The following is a 22,992-nucleotide window of genomic DNA, read 5'->3' as shown; positions in this document are numbered from 1 at the left end:
AGTTTATTTCTTTTTTGAAAACAGGTTTTTAAAGAAAGATTTGACTTTTGAATCTTTTTTTGGCTGTGATGCTTTTTCGGCCGCTTTTTTGTCTTTTTCAGCTTTCTTTTCTCTTTCTAGTTTTTCCTTTTCGGCTTTTTCTCTTTGTTTGGTTGCTTCTTTATACGAATTAAGCGTGTTAGAATCCTGAATGATTTCAAGTTCTTTGGCTTCTTTTCTAGATTTATCGAGTTTTTCCTGTTCTTCTTTCAGTTTGTACTCCTGAGATTTTGAGATTTTTTGCGGTTTACTTAAAAGAATACCTTTTTTGTAGACAAGTGTGTCTTTCTTTTCTAAGTCGACCCATTTTCCTGTTTTTAGATCCTGACTGTATTTTCCAGTTTCTACAAGGTCACCGTTTGAATTGTAACGAAAGTATTCGCCGCATTTAATGCCTTTTTTCCATTTTTGAGTAGACTCAATTATTCCGTTTGAGTGCCAGGTTTTCCAAAGACCTACTTTTAGACCTTCGTCAAACTGACCTTGTTCTGCTAATTGGTTGTTGTGATACATTTTTACAAATTTATCATCGAGCAGAGCTCCGGCAATACCAGATTGGGCGTTATGGATAGTACCGCCTTTGAACCAAAAGTATATTTTATTATCTTTTACTTTTACTTTTTTGTCGGTTGTAAAAAATTCATATCTGAAGTTCGCATCAGAGATGCGTTTTATGGCATACGGATCTGAAAAAGAAACAAGAAATAAGCTCAGAAAAAACAGCAAAAAGCCGGATAATACTTTTGTTTTCAATGTGGTATTTTTTTTAATAAAACGGGAGCAAGATAAACTTTTAAAATTCTTTTACAAATAAATCTGTAGGTTTTTTAAGGATAAATATATGTTATCAAACATTGCAATAATTCCTGTTACTGAACTATTAAAAAACATACCAAAAAGGGATTAATTTTTTATCTTTGAAAAAGCCCAAAAATGCCTTTTTATGTAATTTTTGATGACAGGTATTATTAGCTTAGCTCTTATTTTTATTGATGTTAAAGCGCTTTAGATTACTATCCTTTTGGAATGCTCGTGCCAAACCGTCATGAAAGCTCTAAAGACTATCGTTATGGCTTCCAGGGGCAGGAAAAAGATGATGAGATTAGAGGTGGTGAAGGGAATTCGATTAACTATACTTTTAGAATGCACGATCCTAGAATTGGTAGGTTCTTTGCAGTGGATCCTCTATTCAGAGAATATGCATATAATTCTCCGTATTCTTTTAGTGAAAATAGGGTTATGGACGGTGTAGAAAGAGAAGGTCTTGAAGTCGAAAATATAAATGCTTATTTAAAGGCTAAAAAATATGGTGTAGATGCTTTGGAAATTAAAAAAATGGATGATGGTATGGGGAATGTTTCATCGCAATTGTATTCACTAAGAACTCTAGGAATTACACCGAGTGAATTTGCTAATTTAAGAGATACTTTTTTGAATGCACCACAGACTTTTACAAATAACTTTATGGCGACATATAAGCCAGTTCAAAAAGCAAATTCAAATATTCTATCTCCCGGTGACGAAATTGGAATTAATTTACAGCCTGCAACACCATTCCCAATTTTTGTTAGAGTAATGAATGTTGTAAAAAAAGATAATTCTTTTGAAATGACATTTGCAACATTAGAAGGGCATACTGATGCTGGGTATATAACATTTTCTGGTGTTTTCAATAAAAGAACAGGACAAATGGATATAAATATTTTTAATGAAACCAGAGAAAATTTAGCCATGGCATATCCATTAGATCTAGGGAGAGGTGCCCAAATATTGCAATGGAAGATTGTAATGAAAAACATAGCCAAAGCAATACAACAAGATCCAAAAAACAATAACACTGTCATTGAAATTACAAAACATATTGAAGAATATGAATATGATGAATCTGGTACGGGAGGTAAAGGCAAGTTAGTTGAGAGTATTACTGAACAAATAGATATTCCTAAGAAGCCAAGTATCCCAGCAAAAACAACAAAGATAAAGAACACGAAAAGCGATTATGATATTCAAGATGGAGATGGTTTTTAAAATAGAATATAAAGTTGCAATTAAATATCAAAATTTGAGCTCGTTTTTATAAAGTTAAAATAATTAAGCGATGGACGATTATACCCTAAGTGGTTTTATATCTGTATGTTTTATTACATTCGTATTGATATATTATTTATCATTTTTATTATATAATAAAAATGATAAAATTAAACGAGCATTTTATTGCTCATTAATTTTCATGTTTTTTACTCTTATGAAATACTTTTTATTTAAATCATTCAACATAAGTTTTGTTTACCTTGATTATCTTTTTTTGTTATTTTCACCATCGGCTTTTTTAGCTTTCTTAGTGTTATTAATCAAAATTTCAAAAGATAAGCGAAAAGGCAAATAATGCATTAGTTTGGCATGGCCCGAATATTTACCTTATAATATATCCTCATTTTTCAATGAATTCTCCTTAAAAATGAATTTGTAATGATTGTTATACTAGTTTATTCAAGTTTGAGTTAATTAGTTATATAACGTGTTCTAAAAAATAGAAACTCGATCGCTTAGATATACGCAGCGATAGCACAGAAATCTTTTCTGTACTCGTAAAGAGCATACACAAAACAAATAGAATTTAAAAAAGAAAACCTCACATTTCCTGTGAGGTTTTCTTTTTATTTTTTCGATAGAAAAACATACATTTTATTCTACTTTCGTCTAAAATTGTATTTTTGACCAAAATCACAATCATGAAAAAAACAACTCCGATTGTTCCGTTATTCAAACAATTCATTAAAGAAACAGAATCAGGAAAACGGCTTAAAAAAAATGGAGAAAAAATAAAATCAGGATCAATTCAAAACTACTATTATGTACTAAATAATCTGATTCAGTTTTCGAGTGAAACAAAATTTGAACTTCGTATTTGTGATGCTTCTAAACTGGATAAACGCGAACTAGCATCAGAGAAAAGTTATTGGAAAAAGTTTTATCTAAAGTTTACAGAATTCCTATATAAAAAAGGCTGTCATGATAATTACGTTGGTGCTAACATCAAAATAATTCGTGTTTTTTTTAATTATCTTAAAAATGATAAAGATATTATTACCGGCGATTTTCAAAGACTATTCTATGTTCGCAAAGAAGAGATAGAAATCTTTGTATTATCTCCAGAGCAATTAAAATTTTTAATACACGATAAAGATTTCGAGCAAACTCTTATTCCAAGTCATAAACGAATCAAAGACATTTTTGTCTTTGGATGTTCTACAGGTTTACGTTACTCAGACATCTTTTTGTTGACTAATAAAAACTTTGAACAAATGGAAGGCGATTGGTATTTAAAACTCAAATCTCAAAAGACTAAAACCTTCAGTTTCATTAAGCTTTCTGCTTATGCCATTACGATCTTTCAACGCTATAAAGCTACCAGTGATAGAATTCCAATTTTTGGGACTATCAGTCTTTTTAATTTCAACAAAAGCCTAAAACAAATTGGCGAGCAAGCTGGATTTACAATGCCTATTGAAGTCTCTAGAGAACAACAAGGAAAAACTCAAAAGCTGACAAAAAAAACAGATACTTCAAGAAATCGCTTTTGCGATAAAATGAGTTCTCATATGATGCGACGTACAGCAATTACAACACTTCTTATTTTGGGAATGCCGGAGCATTTGGTTCGCAAAATTAGCGGACATAGTAACGCTAGTAGTTCTTTTAATCGATATGTACATTATGCACAAGCTTATATGGATAAGGAGATTGAAAAGGTCCATAGCAAATTGGAGAGTTACTAAAGCAGAAAATAGAACTTTTTAGTTGTTATGATTTTCTTCAACAATAAAATTTTAGACAAAAGTTAGATAAGATATATACTTTCACTTAAAAATGAAAAAGAAAACCTCAGATAGTTGAGAGGTTTTCTTTTTTTCTTTGTAGCCACTAGTGAGACGATCTTGACAATTAGAGGCTATTTATTAATAAATAAAATAACAGATTTCAGTTCATTGTCATTTAGTTTTGGAACATTTTCATGGGAAACATTTTTATATTTTTTGATAAATTTAGAAACTTCAATATTTTTAAGCTTTAGTAAAGGTTTTGATACTCCTTCTTTTTTGTAATTATGGCAATTTACGCAATAATTTTCGTACATAAATCTGCCATTATCTATATTTATATTTTGTAAAATTTCATAATCAAATTCTTTTAAAACTTTCCCATTTCTCATTTCAGCACTATATACAATTTTTCCCAAAGAGTTTTTTTGCTTAATTTCATAATCAAATTCGTTTTTGTCATTTTTATAGAAAATCAAACTTAAAATTGATTCTCCATTATCACCATAGAAATCCCAGAAATTTATTGGGCTACCAACATCATTAAATTCTCCTGTAAAAAGTACTTTTTTATCTATAGTTTTATCAATCTTTTTATCTTTTACTTCTATTAATTGCTTTTGATTACAATTCTTAAGTAATAAAATGCAATTAATAATTAATAACGCGCTAATTCCCCAGATTAAGTTTTTTTTGTTCTTCATTTACTTGTGATTTAGTACTATCTGTCTGTTCTTTACCTGATTTTTTCTTATTATATAGATCAATTCTAAAATTTGTAAAAATGTCATTTAATATTGATGCAATTTGTCTACTGTTAAGTTCTTTACCAGAACCTCCTGACATTTGATTATTTTCATAACCCGGATTAACTATAGCTTGGCCATCCTCCTTCATTTTGTATTCATCATCTAAGCCTAAATTATGTCCTGTTTCATGATTTATTGTTGCACCTATCTTTCTCGCAACAGTGGTCATTAGATTAAAATTAAAAGTGCCATTTGTCAAAATAGACTTATAATCTGGATTTCCAATGTCAACAGTCATTATGTTACCTGCCAAATTAGCATGTGCATGTTCTGGATATTTCTTGTTACTCAAACGTTGATTTACTAATATCACAACATAATCGCTATCATTAATCTCTTTTGTACTTTTTATTACTGAAAAAGTAGTTTCAAAACTTTTAATTTTACCATTAAGCTTATAAGAAATAGGCTGTTTTAATCGATTTCCTTTTCCATCAAAAGTTATGCTAAAGTTCCCCATACCAGCTCTGTCGGAGTAAACTAACCTAGAACGATCTCTAGCAAAGTCAGTTATTTGTTGAATTCCCTCAATCTTTCTTCCTGTAAGATTAAGTACTTTGTAATGAATTTTAATATCTGTCGAATAATTTAATTCTGGAGTTCCTTTTCCTTCTTTTAATGTAAAGACAGTATTACTAATTTGCATTTCTAAACCATCAAGATCTATTGCAAATATAGGAGAGTTTCCAGCAAATTGAAATGGAGAATAAAAAGGAAAGTCATGACTGAGAGGATCTAAAGATAAAAATCTTCCAACCCTAGGATTATACATCCTAGCTCCATAATCATAGCTATTAACATCGCCATTAAATTCATCATCCTTTTCTTTTCCATTAAACCCATAACGATAGTCTTTAGAGCTTTCATGACGGTTTGGCACGAGCATTCCAAAAGGATAGTAATCTGAGAAGCTTAGAACGTCCGGATCGAATCTGTAAGAAGAGCCATTTTGAACGAATAACGGACGGTCTGTAACCACAGATAATACGTTTCCTAAATGGTTCGATAACTCATAGTTTTTGTCTCCCACAAAACGGTATGATGTTAATGGACTTTCTGCTACAGTTTCGTTTCCTTCTCCTTGGTCAAGTCCCTCGCAGACATCGCCAATTCCGTTTCCGTTTGTATCTTTTTGATCTCCATTGGCAATTGTTCTACAGTTGTCGCATACATCACCTACACCATCATCGTCAGTATCTTTTTGATCAAAGTTAGGTGTTTTTTTACAATTATCACAAGCATCTCCACGACCGTCTCCATCAGTATCCAATTGGTTTCCTACACCTTCAATATCTTTTTCTAAAAGACCATTTCGTTTGTCTATACAATTGTCGCAGACATCACCTACACCATCACCATCTTTATCTTCCTGTTTTGGGTTAAATGTATAAGGACAGTTGTCTTCACTGTTTATCACACCATCACCATCTGAATCTTCATCCGGATTACCACAAAACGTTGCGTCAAATTTTGCCTGACTTATAACCATTGGGATACCAGTGTCTGATTTTGTTGATGTTTTAGTAGATGGCTCATCAAGTTCAAATTTGTTGATCTTAATGTCTTCCGGATCTTCACCATTGTTTATACTATATGTAAAGTCACAAATATCTGATTTCAAAGTTCTATATGTGCCAATACTGTTACCTGGCTGATATTCGATTGTAGCTGCTCCAAGTGTATTGTTTGGAACCTTAATTTTTAAGTTTCCATCGTTGCCTTCAAAACCTCTGTTTTCTTCTCCGTTTAGAATTGATCTAGGCTGTGCAGCTATTCCTTTGTAAACGTTTCCATTAAGTGTAATTGTAATATCATAATTTGATGTAGCTTGATTTAAAACAATATCAGCTTTATAATCCCATTCTTTTTCCGGTATTGAAATTACAGACATACCTGGTCTGTCGGTTGGTCTTACATCATAATCAACCGCAGTAGCATAACTTCTAAATGAATGACGTGTACGTTTTTTTAGTTTAATTACTGTTTTGTACTTATTATGATTTCGACGGTATTTGATTAAAGAGAATGTTGGACTATAGCCCGTTCCTACTTTCTTAATACCTAATACAATTGAACTTCTATATCCTACAGAATTATCACCAGGAAAATCTCCTTCTACTGAAGATCCATGGAATACGGCCAATGTACTATTTTCGGCATCTGTATTTGGATCGATTTTTAGATGAGTGCTTACCGTAAGCGATTCTGTTTTTCTTGATTTGTTATCAAATAAGTTAATTGCGTTTTTGTTATTTACTTCCCATACTGCAAAACCTCCCTCAGTAGAGAATTTTATTCCGGCTTTAGAAACTGTTTCTGCCACTTTTGCAACAATTGCATTTTTCTCGCTTGCTGTAATTGTTTTAGAATTTTTAAGCGCAGAAGCAACATCTTTTGTTATTTCTAATCTTCCTCTTTCAACTCCTAAACGGCTGCTTCCGTATATTTCCTGTTCAACAAGGAAATACTTTGTTGTACCGCCTTCTTCTTGCATTTCATAAGTACTCAAAACATTCCCTTGAGCATCACGCTGGTAATAAGTTGTTTTAGATGACGTTGCCGTTGTCGTTTTTTTGGCTGTACGGTTTCCTAAACCATCATATTCAAAACTAATAACTACCTTTTGCTGCGGTGTATTTTTAAATTTCGTTACAGATTCAACTTTACCGTCAACACGCCATTTAATTTCGTCTAAATTTTCTTTAGCATCTTTAATTAACTGGCCTATTTCATCGTATGCATAGTTACCGGCATCTTGACTGTCAATGTCTAACGATGTATCATTTGCATTATTTGGATCGTTTGAAAATGCACCGTTTGGAACGGCATCTTTAACGTGATCTAGTTTATTAGTACCGGCTAAATAATTATAACTCAGCTGATCCATTTGCGTTGTGTTTAATGAACCGTCTGCTAATGGAGCCCAGACATTAGTTTTGTCTAAGTTACCATTTCTATCATAGCTGTAATTGCTTTTAAATCCGTCAACTGGAGAATTTGTTGTACCGCCTATGTTATATGAAATAGCTTTAGAGTTCATGCTGCTAATACGATTAAGCTGATCGTATTTATAATAATTGAACTGGGTAGGAATAGGCTGCTGGCTGGTATTTAACAGAGAAGTAACCATTTCCTTGATGTTTCCGTTATATAAATTTGAATTACCGCTGAGATCTTTACTAAAACTAAAGATTGTATTGTCAATAGGATTGTTATTTCCGTTAACATTAAATCTCGATTTGTAATCTCCTGTATAATAATTTAAAGCATAGCCGAAAGCATCTTTTGCCACAACTAAACCATCTTTTCCGGCATCATAAAATCCGATTCTTTCATAGTTTACGCCTTTTAACCATCCTTGTAAAGTATAGATATAATCTAATCCTTGTACTTTTTTGTCTCCAACTTCTACACGAGCAAGAGGACCATGTTCATAATACAGATAGTTGGCTTCTTTCTCCCAGATTACATTGTCTTTACTGGTATAAACTTGTTTTATTCTATTATCGGCATCGTATTCATAGCGGTGTATAAACTGGTCTTTAGTACTGTTTGGCTGATACGTTACTTTGTTTACGTTTCCGCTGATTAAATCGTAGTCGTATACTACTTTTTTAAGATCTTGTTTAAAATCAATTAATTTTTGATTGTTATTGGTATGATGAACTAATTCTTTTACGTTTCCGTGTACATCATAATCATACAATATGGCATTGCTGTATTTATCGTATGCTTTGATTTCTCCTAACTCTGCTGTTAATTGGTTATAATACAATACAGCAGTAACTCTTTTATGGTTATTATCTCCAGCATAAGAGGTAAACCAGTCTTCTGTATCTTTAACCGGAATATCATACAATGTCTTGGTTACCTGATCAAATTTAGACCCTTGGTTGTAAGGGAAATGATCATTAACTGCATCAACAGGTACTAAATCATCATTTGCAAAAACCAATCTTCCGTTTTCATTAATGTGCATTGCAGTACCAGTTTTAACTTCAAGCTGTCCGGCTTCCATAATTCGGCCTAAACCATCATAACGAGTATAGCTGAAAAGAGCTGGCGTTGCTAAAGCTTGATTTGCATTTTGAGAAGCAATAATTCTTCCTAAAGCGTCATATGCAAATTTAGTTACACCTCCGTCTGGTGTTTTCTGCCAAACTAATTGGTTTAATGAGTTGTAACGATATTGTGTCTGCATTTTGTGATCTGGTGCCACTGGAACACCGCTTACAGGAGTAGTATCTACTTTTTCCGGGCTGTTTTCTCTTACGTCTTTAATAACGGCATCAGAATTTGGATCCAGTCTTTTAACTCCTTGTGGAGGAACGGTCTGAATTAAGTTTCCTGCCTGGTCATAATAGTATAAAGTATACTGATATTCTTTATCAAAAGAACTTTGAGTTAGAGTTTCTGTAATTCCTTCAAAGGCAGCTTTTAGATATTTTTCTTTAAATTCTTCTTTTTTTCCTGCGTAGAAAGTATTTTCAATTTCTTGTTTATTAGCAGCTTTTACTGTGGCTGCATATATTTCACAAGGTGTCCTTGTTTCCTCATTTGGAATTTCTAAACTAAATGAAGGAGGAATAATTGCAGGCGGACAAATTTTATTATCCACAGCATACTTATCTGCAAACTGCTGCCAAACTAGTAATTCTTCTGTTGGATTTGCAATTTGTGACTGTACATAATTATAATATTGAATAATTACTGAAGCAGTAACTGTATTTCCATATCTTAATTTAGTTGAACCAAATTCGCTTATGCTAACGAAAAGCGGATTTTTAACGGTTGTAATTTCAAGTTTTGCTAAATATTGTAAATAATCAGTACTGATGTAACCAAAATTAGCTTCACAGAAAAACTTTGCATATTTATCTAAGTCTTCAGGCAGTTTATAGTCAGGCACCTGTAAGTTGATCATATTTTTGTAAGTAAGCCATTGCGGTCTGCATGCTATTGGGGCAACTGCAACTGGAATACATAAGTTTGAACAACTGAAAGTTGGTGTTACTTCTAATATTGATTTAACAGCATTATTTTTAGCTGTCTTTGCTGTTAATGACGAACGATTGTTTTCTATAATTTTTTCATCTGCTACAGAAACATATAAATCATCTAAACTGTCAAAAGATTTTTTGCTTGTCGTTTTAGGCGGATATGTTTCTGACATGAAAGGACAGAAAGGTACAGCAGGAGCCTTAGCCTCTGAACTTGTAATTTTTGTAAAAGTATAATGAGAAATTTTACCACCTTCTTGTGTTAAAGTTCTGCCTTGACTGTCTACAAAATTAATTCTGAAAGTCAGGTCGCTTGTAACGTCTATATAATTAATTCTTCTGGCACTTTTAATGTTAATACCATAGAAATTAATAAAGTTTCTATTGTAAACCGAACCTGAATTTTCATCAAAATTGATGCTTACTAAGTCGTTTTCTGCTACAATAGAGTATTTGTCTATAACAACCGGACGGAAGTTATTTTCAGTATATCTTGTTCTTTGTTTTTGGAAATGAGAAACTAATTTAGAATCTCTCACAAAAGCATTAATAGGGCTGTAGCTTGAAACACTTCCAGCTTTATAAAAATCTCCGCTTGCATTAACTTCATGATTTCTTGTAATTAAGAAATCGTTTAGAATATTTTTTATGTTGTTTTCATAAGTAAGTTCGTCAGCTCCTGCAACGGTACAAGATGTAATAGGAGTGTAGCTGTTACAAGGTTCCTGATTTGGGTTTGGTGTATTAGGACAGTTGTCGCAGCCGTCATAGATTCCATCGCCGTCAGTATCTACAGTACCACAGTTTCCACCGCCTCCGCAGGCATCGCCTAAACCATCTCCATTATAATCCCATTCACCACAAGGAGAGCAACAAACAAGATATAATGGTCTGTTTGTATTTCCAGAAGTTATTTTAGCTGTAACTTGTCTTGTTGAAAATAAAAATACTGATCTTTTTGTCCCTATTCTTACCTGGTTGTAATTTCCTAATACGTTTCCAATTGAAAAACTAGTAATACGTTCTGAACCTAAATTATAACCTCCAAGATTTAAAACTACACGATTTTCATCATTTACAGAAATTGAAACCCCATCAGCTGTATTTTTCCATTTTACAATATCATTTGGTTTAATACCAAAATAAGTATACAAGTATCCATCTGTGAAAACAGGATTGTTAGTAATGTCTAAACTAGCGCTTCTAATAGTTCCTAATGTCTGCAGATTAAATACTAATTTTCTGAATGAGTCATCAAATTTGTCTTTTTTATCACATGGAGCATCTATTAAATAAGAGCATTCTCCCACATTTGCTTTAGTAGTACCTTCAATGATAATTTCTTCTGGAGAAATACAAGTTGAAGCCACTCCGTCACGTTTTACAATTCCAATAATTTGAAATTTATAAGTTTTAGTCACATTATCATAAGAATCCGGGATATAGTAAAAACTTTTAAAGTCTACGATATCTTCCCATCTTGGTGTATTTACATTATTACCACAGGCATCCTGATAGTAAGATGAATTGTTAACAAATCTTAATTCGATAGGAGTTGCAATCTCATTGCCTAAGTGGGTAAAAGTAATATTTAAAGCTCCAGAAGCATCTTCATAAGATTTTATCTTTGGAGTTTCTGATGCCGTTTGTAAATTAAAAGTTGGATTTACCTGTGCATTAAATAAATTTTTGGTCAGGTATATCATACTTGTAGTTTTAAGACCATTTACAAGTAAACCTTGACTTTGAATTTTTTTATCTACTAATCCTTTTAAGAAATATTCCATTTCAAATGCCATAGGACATTTTCCAGTTTCCATATACATGGCTTTTTCTGTAGTTGTGCTTAAATCAGAAATAGCCTGAGCATCTGTAAGGGCAGAATCATATCCATAATCTGCAGGGATGAATCTTTTTTCTTTAGTCGCAAATAATGAAGATGTTTCTTCTGAGCATGCCCATTCGATTCCTTCACTTCCGCTTGGTAGAGAAGGATTTTCAGGAATAGTATTTACTAATCTTGTGATTCTCTCATAGTTGTGCGGATTGCCAACTGTTGTATATTTTTTAAATAAAGTAACAAAAGTGTCTGAGCTTTCTACATTACCAATACAATCATTGTAATTATTTCTAGTAGCTGCATAAACATGTGAGAAAACTGTACGTGTTTTTTGCTTAAGCCCAGTATAATATGTTCTGAAGTTTGTCCAGATCTGCTGTTTAACTATTGGATCCTGAATTGCGTTAATTTTAACTAATAAGTCAGCAGTAGATAAATTGATATAATCTTCATATACTGATTCTGGAGTGATTCCGTTTGAATATACGGCAAAGTAATATGATGCCTGAAGCATATTTAACTTCTTTCCATTGCTTTGAGCGATACCATCAAAATTTGTATTTATGGCTTCTTTCATTATGTCTTTTCTCAAAGTAAAATCTGCTTCAGATTCTACATTATTTTGAGATGCGCGAGATAGATAATATGGATCGCTGTCATTATTTTGTGCACCAATATTTGACAGCTGTGTTATAATGCCGCCAGGTGTAAAAATAGTATTGTCTTTAATTACTCCTGTTTCAGGATCAGCGTAATCAATGTTTCTTAATTTTTCATCAAATCCATCTGAATTATCACCAATTGCATTAAACTTTTCGCAAAATGCAGAATTATAAACATAATATTGATATTCTGGGTGATAAGGCAATAATGCGTTTGCCCAGCTTGGTTTCCATAACGGAATGAAATCTGCTACATAACGTAAATATTTTGGTTCAACTAAGAATACATTTGGATCATCGCTTTCTGGATCGCGGTCGTTTTCTGTTAAAGTAACAGTGTCAACAAGACTTGGTCTATATACTCCGTCTCCAACAAGTGTTACTCTAATTTTAGAGATACTTCCATCTGCTTCTTTATAAGATCCTCCGAATGGTTTTTTCCAGTTATAGTTTGAAATTTTTACAGGAACATTTTGATTAGTGTCCGGGTCAAGTTCTACGCCATTTGTATAGCCGCCATATAAAAGCTGGTTATTTTCATTAAAAATACTTAATGGATCTGTTATTTTACTTGATGCAGGATCATTAATTTCTTCGTCTTCAGCATCTAAACCGGCTACAGAACCATATTGGCCATTAGGACTTACGTCACCTAATAATACTTCAAGATTAAGATTACAAACATTTATTGGCTGTTTGCACAATTCACGACAACCAGATAATAAGCCTCTAAATTCGGCTTTGTATGCGGTTACTTTTGGAAGTATGTTTTTTTGGTCAATACCCGCTGCAGTAAATTGTGTTCCATTATAAGCAAATGTTGAAACAGTAAAAAATGCATTAAGATTTTTAATTACATATTGTACCTCTGCATCTGTTATAAAAGATTCTCTTTCGCTTACTTTACCTAAATCTGCCGGGTCAGCCGACAGCTTTAATTTGAAAGCATCACATTGTTCTTTTGTAAGGTTTGTACAGATTAAAGATTCCTCACAGCTTTTGCAGGTAACATTACAATCTTCTGCCGTAATATCCGGTTCAAGACCTGCGTAATCTGGTAAACATTTTTTATCTGATATTATTTGAGCAATATAGTCATCTGCGTATTTGTTTAGTGCATCATAATCGATTCTAAGATCTTTACTCAAAGGATAGGTGCCTACCTTAAGATGCTGTCCGTTTTCTAATGCAAAATATTCTCTTTTTTGAAGTTCTATAGCAGCAGGACTGAAAGTATCTAAGCTGAAAGTGCCAAATTTTGTAGTTAACGGATTTCCAGTAAGTAATTCATCGGCACAATCATTCTTCATCCCAATAGACCAATTGTAAACAAATGGGTATTGTTTTGTGGTTAAGCAGGAATCTGTATAAGATGCAATATCTTTTTTGAAAGTGTATTCGATTTTAACTTCACCTTCTTTTACAACTGAAACAGGAGTATTTAGACGAATACCGTCTTCTTCAATTCCATTAATGCCAGAAGCATATTTGTCATTGTTTGACAATAAGTTTGTTACAGTTTTAAGATGAAGATTGTCGTTTGTTTCATCATCTAAAGAAATAAGACTGCCTTTGTTATCTCCTACAAGTGCAGTTGCAACTGTTCTTCCTTGCGGATCAAGATAGCTTACACTTGCTTGTTTATTAGGATCAATAACAATATTTTTTTTGTAACGTGAAAAATCACCTACTTTATAACCAAAAAGTCTGTTTAATTCTTCTTGTTTTGGCTGGCCGTAAAAGTATTGCATTTCATGTCCGGTGCCAATTTGGTGGTCTTTTCCAACGCCTCCTTTTCTTTTAATTCTTCCTGTATTGTCAGGAGTATATTCTACTTGAGAAAAAGGATAACCCTGTGCATTTGGAACTAAATCTTTATAGTTGCTGTTAACTGTATTGTTCTCAGAATAATATTTACCTGCACCATTTGCATTTGACATTGTAGGAGCGGGGATAGGAGTACAGTCTGTAACTGTTGGATTATCCCAGTCAAAATCATTATGAGAGTAAATTGTATTTGATGCGTTTTTATTTAAATCATTATAAAAATGAATTCCTGATGAGTTTACCGGAGCAGGCAACACTTCAACTGCCGGTCTTCCCTGATTATCATAAATGACTTCACCAACAATAGCTTTTCCTTGAGTTGCTTTTAATTGAGAACCTACCAGTTCTTCTCCCGGAGTATTTGTTTTAGTTACAGTTTGGCGATTACGCAAACTTCCATCAAAATAACTAACAACTTCTTTCTTTTTACCATCTTCTGCAAATGATGCCTGATACTGCCAGTTTTTCTTTCCAGATTCGTGTGCCTGATCAATCTCTACGAAATGAGGCCAGTGACTTACTTTTGTATAAGCATCTGTTAAACCGCTTGTCCATTGTCCGTAAAAGTTTTTGTTAGTATTGTCAAGAAATCGTCCAACAGGTCTTACACGGTAAACCAGATAACCTTTAGAATAAACAAGAGGTATTCTGTATGAAAGGTCTTTGGTTTGAATTCTGGTGCTGTTTAATTTAAAGTCTTTTTCAGTTAATGCAATCTCATCAGGAGATAATTTTCCATTTGCAGTTTTACTATAGTTGTCAATCCATGTCCATTCTAACTCATATTCTACGGCTGGCGCAACAGCATCTTTTGTCCAGTTAATGATTAATTCTTCGGCACCGGCGCTTACTTGTGAAACTGTTGTCTCGGTAAGTCCGTTGTATTTAATAAGCTGATGAGTTAAAGGAAACACAGAAGTATATTGTGTTGCATTTAACTGCATATTATAGTAACGCTCTGTAGAAAATTTTAGTTCTACATAGGCAGGCGAATTTGTAATAGTTAATACGTTGCTGTTAACATCAGTATATTTTATAGATTTAACTGTAATATCTGCATTGTGAACACCTGGAAGCTGATAGACAGCATAATCATTGAACTGTTTTTCTTTAGTTACGTGGTCATGTTTGATTTTTAAAGTAACTTCAAACGGATTTGTTTTTGGAGCACCTGGAATATCTGTATAAGTAGTAATTGGATTGCCGTTTTTGTCCATTGGTTTCACAATTAATACAACTTCAGCAAAATATACAGTTCCGTAAGCATTTAAAAATGTTTCATCTGAGGAAGCAGATAAATCCTCTTCAAATCCAAAATGAATGGATACAGAAGGTTTAAGGGAAGTGAATACATTTTTCTGATCTAAACTTGCCAATTTTGGATCAGAAACTTGTAAAATTGGCTGCCCATTCAACTGATTTCCTTTTTTCCTAGGACTTATAGTCTCTTCCTGCTGGCTAAAAGCAAACAATGAAAACAGTGTAAATACAAATGCTATTAGATGTTTGTTGATATACATATATCTATATTTTATTTTTATTTATTTGGAAATAACTCTTTGATCAATAATCTCATACTTTTTTAATTTCTCGGCCGGAACAATTTGTTTTTTAGCCGATGTTGTAAAGTATGTCTTAGTATTAAAAACCGATGCATTAACTGCATTTCGATTAAAATTGGTATTAACAATTTCTAACCTCGGATAATGCGGATCCGGTTTTCGATAATCATTGGAAAAATTGACTGCTGTGCTGTAATAAAAAACCTGTTTTTGTAAAAAGTAGTTTTTTGTAACCTGCACCACGATTTTCGAATAAGAAAGACTCGAATAAGGTTTGGCTGTCAGAGTTATTTCCCAATATGTTTTATAGTCAACGAATTTCTCAATTTTACAAAGCTGAAGCAATGGTTTTATGTCAAAGTCACCATTGTAATTCGGTACGGGATTTGAAATTTCAACTGCTTTTTCGCTATTACTAATTTTGAGATATACTTCTTTTGAATTTAATATTTCAGTATCTCCAATTTTAGTATAGATTTCATTGAGATCATTTTTGTAATAAATACCCTTGTAGGTTTCTTCAATTTTCTTTGAATCAAAATCTTTATACAAAGAGTAAGTTGATTTGTACTGCAATGGTTTGGCTAAACTATATTGTTTAGATATTTTTTGAATAACCTCGTTTACGGTCTGTGTATGTGCTAAACAACAATTGAATAAAACCCATACATATATTATTTTTTTATACATGCTTTTATGGTGTTGTATTTGTCGTTTCTATTACGTTCCCAGATCGTGTTTCCTGAATGGTTTTGATACCTTTTGCAGTTTCTTTTTTAACACGTACCAGTCCGCCTTCATTGTCATATTCATAGAATGTACTATAGTTGTTTTCATCTAACTCAGACATTAACTTGAATGTCTCAGGATCGTAAACAAATGATTTTACACTTCCCTGAAGAGGATGAATCCTGATATCGTCAAAATAAACAGGTATGCTTGGGCTTAAGTTTTCTAATTCAATACCAAGTGTAATAGTATTGTTTGGTATTTTGAATTTTTTAACGACTCTCTGCCATCCATCAATAATATCGCCACTTCCTTTTATAGATAAAGAATCAATTTTGTGTGCAGGAATATCAAGAGCTTCTTTATTATTATAAAATTTGATTTTGATTAATGGATTTACATATGTTTTAACCTGTTCGTTAGATTCTTCTTTTACCCATGCACTTAAAACATATTCTTTTCCTGGTTCTGGTTTGAAAGAGAAACAGTCATCACAAGAATCTTTTACAGCAGGTGTACCGCAGACAACCTCTCCAACAATAAGTTTGTCAGAGAAATAGGTTTCATCTGATGCTAACAAATCAAAATTAGAATGTCCGAAATAAGTACCCACAGTAAACTGATTGATATCTGCCACTGGGAACTCAGTTGGCGAAAGATCTAACAAAAATTGTAATGATTTTGTAAGGAACGGTGTTGTTTTAGCCGTTAGATTGTTTTGTGAACCAATTGCCGAATTGTAATTTGGATCTTCATTTCTAGGCAGTGCTTTGCCGGTAAGTGAGTTACGATCTATATAAACTCCATTTTCAATTCCCACTACATATAAGTGCGGTAATTTTGGATCAGTTACCGTTTTGTTATTGTTGTCAAACTTAGCCAATGTTTCTTTCAAGCCCGTAACATCATCTGTCTGAGCACCGTCGGTAATCATGATAACAAAATTTGGTTTCATACTATAGCTTAAAGCACCGTCAAGACCACTTTTCCAAAAATCGGAAGCCTGACTTATACCAATAGTGTCACCATATCTTTTTCCTAGTTTCTCAATCCAGTTATTAAATAAGTATACATTGCTAGCCGTTACTTTAGTTGGAATAATAAAATCCTTTCTCCTTTTATTCACATCATCACTATCAGACATTCCTGTTATTGAAATATGAATATTAGATCCTATATCATCATTTGTAAATGCTTGCTGCGCAACAAATAATTTTAATTGTTTTTTAATTTTATTAATTTCAGACTGATCTAAAGAACCAGACTCGTCTACTACAAGTGCTACGTGAGAAACACACGATAGTTCTTTAGGACAGAAGTCGATGTTTTTAACGCGGCCGTCAGAATTATTAGTTGTTCCATTACTGTAGCTTGTAGCAACTATTGTTGAAGTTACAGAATCAACATATTTGCTTAAATCTATAGCGGTAACAGATCCTGTAGAAGCTTTTGGAATATATACATCGTCGGTTCCGTTTTCTGTAAATGAAAAACTTATCGCAGTACCATTATTGACAAAGTTGTAAATCTTCGCAGTTTTTTCTGTTGTGTAAGGAGCAACAGCCGCAATTTCTTTATGCGCATAAACATTTACATTTGTTCCTGCAGGTGCTGAAGTTAATTTGGTAATCATATTGATAAACAAACGGTGTATTTCTGGCGAAAGTGGGTTGTCTCTCGTACAAGAAATATAGGGTGTACATTGATCGATTGTGATATTTTTCGTGAATAACGTTTTACAGCTTGTTGCACTGCTTGCTACCAATTCGATTACATATTCCCCAGATACCTGAGGGGTAAAAGTATAAAGTCCAGTTGTATCTGTTACTCGGTTTACAACTTTTCCTGTTGAATCAGTTGTGGTCCAAGTATAAGTTAAATTTGTTGCTGTTGTTTCAAAAGAAAAATCAACTGGTTCGTTGTCGCAATATCTTTCTGTTACGGTTATTTCTTTTGTAAATTCTGTTGTACAGCCAGTTGAATCTGTAGCTTTTACTTTCACAATATAATCTCCGGGATTTGTAAAGGTATAAGTGTAAATTTCCAAAGTATTTGATGGAATTTCGTTAACTGGAAGGCCTTCTGCAGTTGTTACAGACCATTCATAGCTTAAACCTGTTGCAGTAGTTTGAAATGCGAAATTGCTTTCTCCTCCTGTGTGAAATTTATCTGTTGTTGATGTTATGTTTCCGGTTAATGGAGTACAATTTACAACTTTTAATGTTATAGGTTCTCTTTCTAGTGTAAGAGCAGACATATCGGGATTGCTAGTATGATAAGATCTGCAAATATATGTTGCTGCATTTGCTGCAGTTAAATTTGTTAACGTATAAGTTCGTTCAGTTGCTCCAATAATTTCAACTCCATTTTTGAACCATTTAAAAGTGTCATCGTTTAAATAACGACTGTCTCCTTCTGGAAACATTTTTAATGTTACAGATTGTCCTATTCCTTTTGTTATGGTTTCAACTACGTTTATTCTTTTTTGATATTGATAAGTAAAATAATTTGATGCTATTTTTGTTTTGTAAATTTCAAATTCGTTTGCAAAATCTATAAAACGAAATTTATTGTCATAAATACCCAAAGTTTTATTTAAAAATGCCACTCCTTGACCGGCTATATAATAATTTACAGTTGAATTAGCTAAATCAAAATTTAGAGCAGGTATTTTTCCTTCAAACTCATTACTTGATATTTCAAAGGTATTGAGTTGAAGATTTTGAAGATATGATGGAAAATTTCCTTTTATTTTGTTTTGTCCTAATCGTATGTAATTTAATTTTGTTAATTCACTAAAACCAGACGGTATTGTAGATATTTCGTTCCACTGTGCATTTAGGTATTTCAGTTCTTTCATGTTGTTGATTACTGAAATATCTTTTATTTTATTATTGGATAAGTCTAGTATTTCGAGTTTCGTAAGATTAGCAAAATTTGGTGGTACAACTAATGTAGTGTTTTGAGAAGCAAAATTATTATTGCCTAAATTTAGATGGATTAAATTTGTTAAGTTACCTAATACTTCCCAGTTTTGGTTAACATTTCCAAAACGAATTTCTAATTTTTTGAGATTAACTAGTTTTGTAAAATCTGAAGGAATGCTATTATTAGTGAAATTGCAACTATGGAGACATAATTCTGTTAAATTAGTTAATTTACTAAGAGGATTTAAATCCTGAAAACTACTTTGAGAAGAAGTCGACCAGCCAATTCTCAGCTTTTCTAAATTATTTAAATTTTGTAATCCAGTCAAATTACCAGTAAAAGAAGAATTAAAAATATATAGTTCTTTGAGATACTGTAAAGCTGATAAATCAGGTAATGTACCAGTTGCATTTAAAATATCAGTAATCTTTGTTACATGACCATCAGTTATAGTAATTCCATACCATCCTGTTTGTGAAAAACCATCCCAAGTTGTTACTGGTGTAGAAAAATCCCAACCTTTTTTTAAAAGCCAGTTTGATCCATTGGTGCTATTGTAAAAAGCCAGAAGCGCATCTTTTTCAATTTGAGGGATGTCAAGGACAGCAGTTTTTGAGTTGATAGAGGATCTTGATTGTTTTACTTTATTTTCATTTATATTCATTTGTAAAAAATCATTTTCAGATTTTTTCATCTCCAAATAATCAGATAATCTTGTCTTTCTTAATTTTGAAAGTTCTGATTTCATGTCTTTATCAGTTACACCACGATTTTTAAGAAAAGCAGTATAATCAACCACATTAAACCCAATAGTTTCATCACTTAATTCCTGTGCAAATGAAAACAATGAAAAGAACACCAAGCAAAAAGTGGTTATCCAGTATTTTTTTATTTTAAGATTGTTTGTCATAATCTAATATCTTTTTTTATAACTACTTGTTTGTTAAAACAACTAGTGTGTTTCTATTTAAAGTGAGTTATATTTTTGAACTAGAGTTTGTTTTTTTATTTGTTGATGCTGTTCCTCTTTTTACAATATTGATGACTCCTGTAATTGGGGTACAGTCTATTGACGGACAGAAATCAATATTGGTAACATAGCCATTTGTGAGGTTTGATGATCCATTAGTATAATTGGTTTCAACTATTGTTTTGCTAGAAGAGCTTTCATACTTACTCAAATCGATACCTGTTATAGTGCCTTGAGAAGATTTAGGGATATAGACATCAATTCCTGTGTAATTTTCAGTAAATGAAAAACTTACAGAAGAGCTGTCGTTGCTAAAATTGAATATCTTAGCATTTGGACCAAATGTATATGGCGCTAAAGCTGCAATTTCGGTTTTCGCATAAGTATTTACATCAACGCCATTTGGAGTAGTCGCCGCTTTATTGATTAAATTGATAAACAGCTGATGTATTTTTGGCGTAAGCGGATTGTTCTGTGTACAAGAAACTACGACAACTGGTGTACAATTTTCTACAAAAATTGTTTTAGCAAAAATTGTTTCACATTTTTTCTCTGCATTTGCAGTTAGTTTCACTTCGTATGTTCCTGCAGTATTTGTTGTAAATGAATAATTCCCCGATGTGTTGGTAACAGTATCAACAATGTTTCCGTTTATGTCAGTAGTTGTCCAAATGTAAGTTACACCGTTCTCCTCTGTTTCAAAAGTAAAATTGTTACTATCGTTGGCGCAGCGTTTATTGTCTACAATTATTTTTTTAGTAAAATTTGTAGTACATCCCAATTCATTTTTTGCAGTTAGTTTTACAAAATAGATTCCTTCATTTAAGAAAGTATAACGATATGGAGTCGTAATATCAGTATCACTGGTACTTAATACTTCTCCAGTTTCGGATGTTATGGACCACGAATAAGTTAAATTAGGAATAATAGTTTCAAAGTAAAATGAATATTCTGTTTTAGGATAAATAAAAGGAAAGTTTGATTTTATTGTTCCCACAATTTCTGGTGTACAATTACTACCTTCTCCAGGGCAGAAGATTATATTTCTAACTTCAGATTCTCTAGTACATTCATAAGGCTCTAAAACTACTTTCCCGGTTTTAGCTTTTTTTCCACCATTTATAACTTGACAAGAAACGAAAAAATCATCTGCAGCTATATATTGACTTATATTAGTAAAGATGGCGGATGAAATATTATATTCAAGATCTTCCGGTGTACTATACTCCGAGTTGTAATAAACTCCATCGATGCTATAGATGTGAATATCATATTCTCTCTCTGGAGAGAATGAAAAATTAATTCCATTTACTCTTTGATCGCCATAACCTTCTTGTATACTTACAAAATTATAAATTTTGTCCCCAACACCATTTTTAATATACGGTTTGAGAGCCATAAATTCTGGCATAGCAATAGAGGAATTGATTTGTTCGTCAGTTTCACCAAGAACTAGTCTTTCAATTAGTTTCTTTACAAATTTTAAATACAGTTCATATACTTCAGATGATTTAGGATTGGTCAATACACATCCATTCTCAATTTGAGAAGCAACCGTTTTTTTTGCTGTAAGAATACATCCTGTTTCAAGATTGGTTAAATCTGCTGTAAGTGTGTAATATCCAGGTTCAGTTGGTGTAAATGGAAATACGCGATGACTCCCAGTACCAATCTGCTGTCCTTTAGGATCAAATAGTTTCCAGCTATAAGTAAACTCTTTATTACCACCACTAAAAAAAACAGGTTCTAAGGTTACTCTTTGTCCCACTTTTGCAAATGATACCCTTCCTCCCGCAGATTCTTCTGGGGCCATGATATCGAAGTAATCATCATATTGTGTATAGGTACATATATCTACTGTTTCAACATTTCTTGTATATGTTGTGCTGCAGCCATTAGGATCAGTAATTTTTAGATTTATCAGAAATTGACCTTTTGCAGGAGGGGTAAATTTAAATTCAGGTTCACTGCTTGTGAATATATTGCTGCCATTTACATCAAAAAGATCCCATTTATAAATAAGATTATTTGTAGAAAATCCAGAAGGAGATAAGGTAACAATAGATTCTCTGTTTTCTACAAGCTGATCTGAATTGCGAGGGGTGTAAATTGTACCATTTCGCTCTTCTGGTGAAATAACACAATTATTAGAATCTCGTACATATAAAGTTGCTTCAAATTCAGAACAGCCAATAGCATCTGTTAGAGTAAGTACTATTTTATAGGCACCAACAGCAGGTAATGTTATTGAAAAATTACTAGTGTTTTTAGTATCAATAACAATACCGTCTGGATTATATAATTTCCATTCGTAAGATAAATTTCCATTTGTACCATTGTAATATTTATAGAAAGTAATATTTGCAGGAGTATTTATTTTAACTGAATTTTGATCGTATGTTGGTCCCCCTGCGTATTGAATTCTTCCTGCCCGATAGTAATCATAGGAACATTCCATTTCTGTTTTTGCTAAGCTTGAAATCTTAGACGCAGTTTTTATGTTTTTAGTTAAAATAGATTTTGCCAGCGGTTTCATTTTATTTTCTTGTATAGCAGCAGCTTCTTTATTTTTTATGATAATAAAGCTGGCCATTTTTATTTTACGTAGTCTGGCAATCTCTTTAGTAAGGTCTTCATCTTTAAGACCTTGTTTTTTTAACACTTCTGTTTCTTTAGATAAATTAAATCCAATAGTGGCATCACTAAGGCCTTGAGAAAAACCAGCCAAAGAAAAAAGAACTGTACAAAGAGCAGTAATCCAGTATTTTTTTATTTTAAAATCATTTACCATAGTCTAGTATCTAT

The 22,992-nt window shown here is 32.5% G+C and carries 8 protein-coding genes; 2 read left to right on the top strand and 6 right to left on the bottom strand.

Annotated features, from left to right (window positions below; genetic code table 11):
* Window positions 1-3 precede the first annotated feature (3 nt).
* Complete coding sequence (locus FJOH_RS03200) at window positions 4-792, bottom strand: toxin-antitoxin system YwqK family antitoxin (protein ID WP_012022700.1); 789 nt, start codon at window positions 790-792, stop codon at window positions 4-6.
* 279 nt (window positions 793-1,071) lie between these two features.
* On the opposite strand from FJOH_RS03200, the gene FJOH_RS03195 reads away from it, so the two are divergent.
* A complete protein-coding gene (locus FJOH_RS03195; RefSeq protein WP_159436621.1) occupies window positions 1,072-2,067 on the top strand; it encodes a DUF1990 family protein in 996 nt (331 codons plus the stop codon).
* 704 nt (window positions 2,068-2,771) lie between these two features.
* The gene (locus tag FJOH_RS03190) at window positions 2,772-3,818 is read left to right on the top strand and encodes a tyrosine-type recombinase/integrase (RefSeq protein WP_012022698.1); all 1,047 of its coding nucleotides are present in this window, start codon (window positions 2,772-2,774) and stop codon (window positions 3,816-3,818) included.
* A gap of 173 nt (window positions 3,819-3,991) precedes the next feature.
* Here the strand turns inward: FJOH_RS03190 and FJOH_RS03185 are convergent, their stop codons facing one another.
* The 5 genes from FJOH_RS03185 to FJOH_RS03165 form a co-directional block, all read right to left on the bottom strand.
* Window positions 3,992-4,564 carry a cytochrome c gene (locus tag FJOH_RS03185; RefSeq protein WP_012022697.1) on the bottom strand — a complete coding sequence of 191 codons (573 nt, stop codon included), beginning with the start codon at window positions 4,562-4,564 and terminating at the stop codon, window positions 3,992-3,994.
* Window positions 4,530-15,518, bottom strand: a complete 10,989-nt coding sequence (locus tag FJOH_RS27150; protein WP_012022696.1) for a thrombospondin type 3 repeat-containing protein — start codon at window positions 15,516-15,518, stop codon at window positions 4,530-4,532. Before FJOH_RS27150 ends, FJOH_RS03185 begins: the two co-directional genes overlap by 35 nt.
* A 21-nt stretch (window positions 15,519-15,539) precedes the next feature.
* Window positions 15,540-16,250 carry a hypothetical protein gene (locus FJOH_RS03175; protein WP_012022695.1) on the bottom strand — a complete coding sequence of 237 codons (711 nt, stop codon included), beginning with the start codon at window positions 16,248-16,250 and terminating at the stop codon, window positions 15,540-15,542.
* Between the two features lie 4 nt (window positions 16,251-16,254).
* On the bottom strand, window positions 16,255-20,127 hold the full coding sequence (locus tag FJOH_RS03170; RefSeq protein WP_012022694.1) for a leucine-rich repeat domain-containing protein: 3,873 nt from the start codon (window positions 20,125-20,127) through the stop codon (window positions 16,255-16,257).
* 67 nt (window positions 20,128-20,194) lie between these two features.
* A complete protein-coding gene (locus FJOH_RS03165; RefSeq protein ID WP_012022693.1) occupies window positions 20,195-22,978 on the bottom strand; it encodes a PKD domain-containing protein in 2,784 nt (927 codons plus the stop codon).
* Window positions 22,979-22,992: the final 14 nt, after the last annotated feature.

The organism is Flavobacterium johnsoniae UW101 (assembly GCF_000016645.1).
GTDB lineage: Bacteria > Bacteroidota > Bacteroidia > Flavobacteriales > Flavobacteriaceae > Flavobacterium > Flavobacterium johnsoniae.
The sequence above is the reverse complement of the archived record's forward strand: the minus strand, read 5'-3'. Positions and strand labels throughout refer to the sequence as shown.

Bases quoted from the DNA above. Each gene is read 5' to 3' on its own strand.
- FJOH_RS27150 (WP_012022696.1), bottom strand. From the start codon at position 15,518: ATGTATATCAACAAACATCTAATAGCATTTGTATTTACACTGTTTTCA.
- FJOH_RS03175 (WP_012022695.1), bottom strand. From the start codon at position 16,250: ATGTATAAAAAAATAATATATGTATGGGTTTTATTCAATTGTTGTTTA.
- FJOH_RS03170 (WP_012022694.1), bottom strand. From the start codon at position 20,127: ATGACAAACAATCTTAAAATAAAAAAATACTGGATAACCACTTTTTGC.
- FJOH_RS03190 (WP_012022698.1), top strand. From the start codon at position 2,772: ATGAAAAAAACAACTCCGATTGTTCCGTTATTCAAACAATTCATTAAA.
- FJOH_RS03165 (WP_012022693.1), bottom strand. From the start codon at position 22,978: ATGGTAAATGATTTTAAAATAAAAAAATACTGGATTACTGCTCTTTGT.
- FJOH_RS03185 (WP_012022697.1), bottom strand. From the start codon at position 4,564: ATGAAGAACAAAAAAAACTTAATCTGGGGAATTAGCGCGTTATTAATT.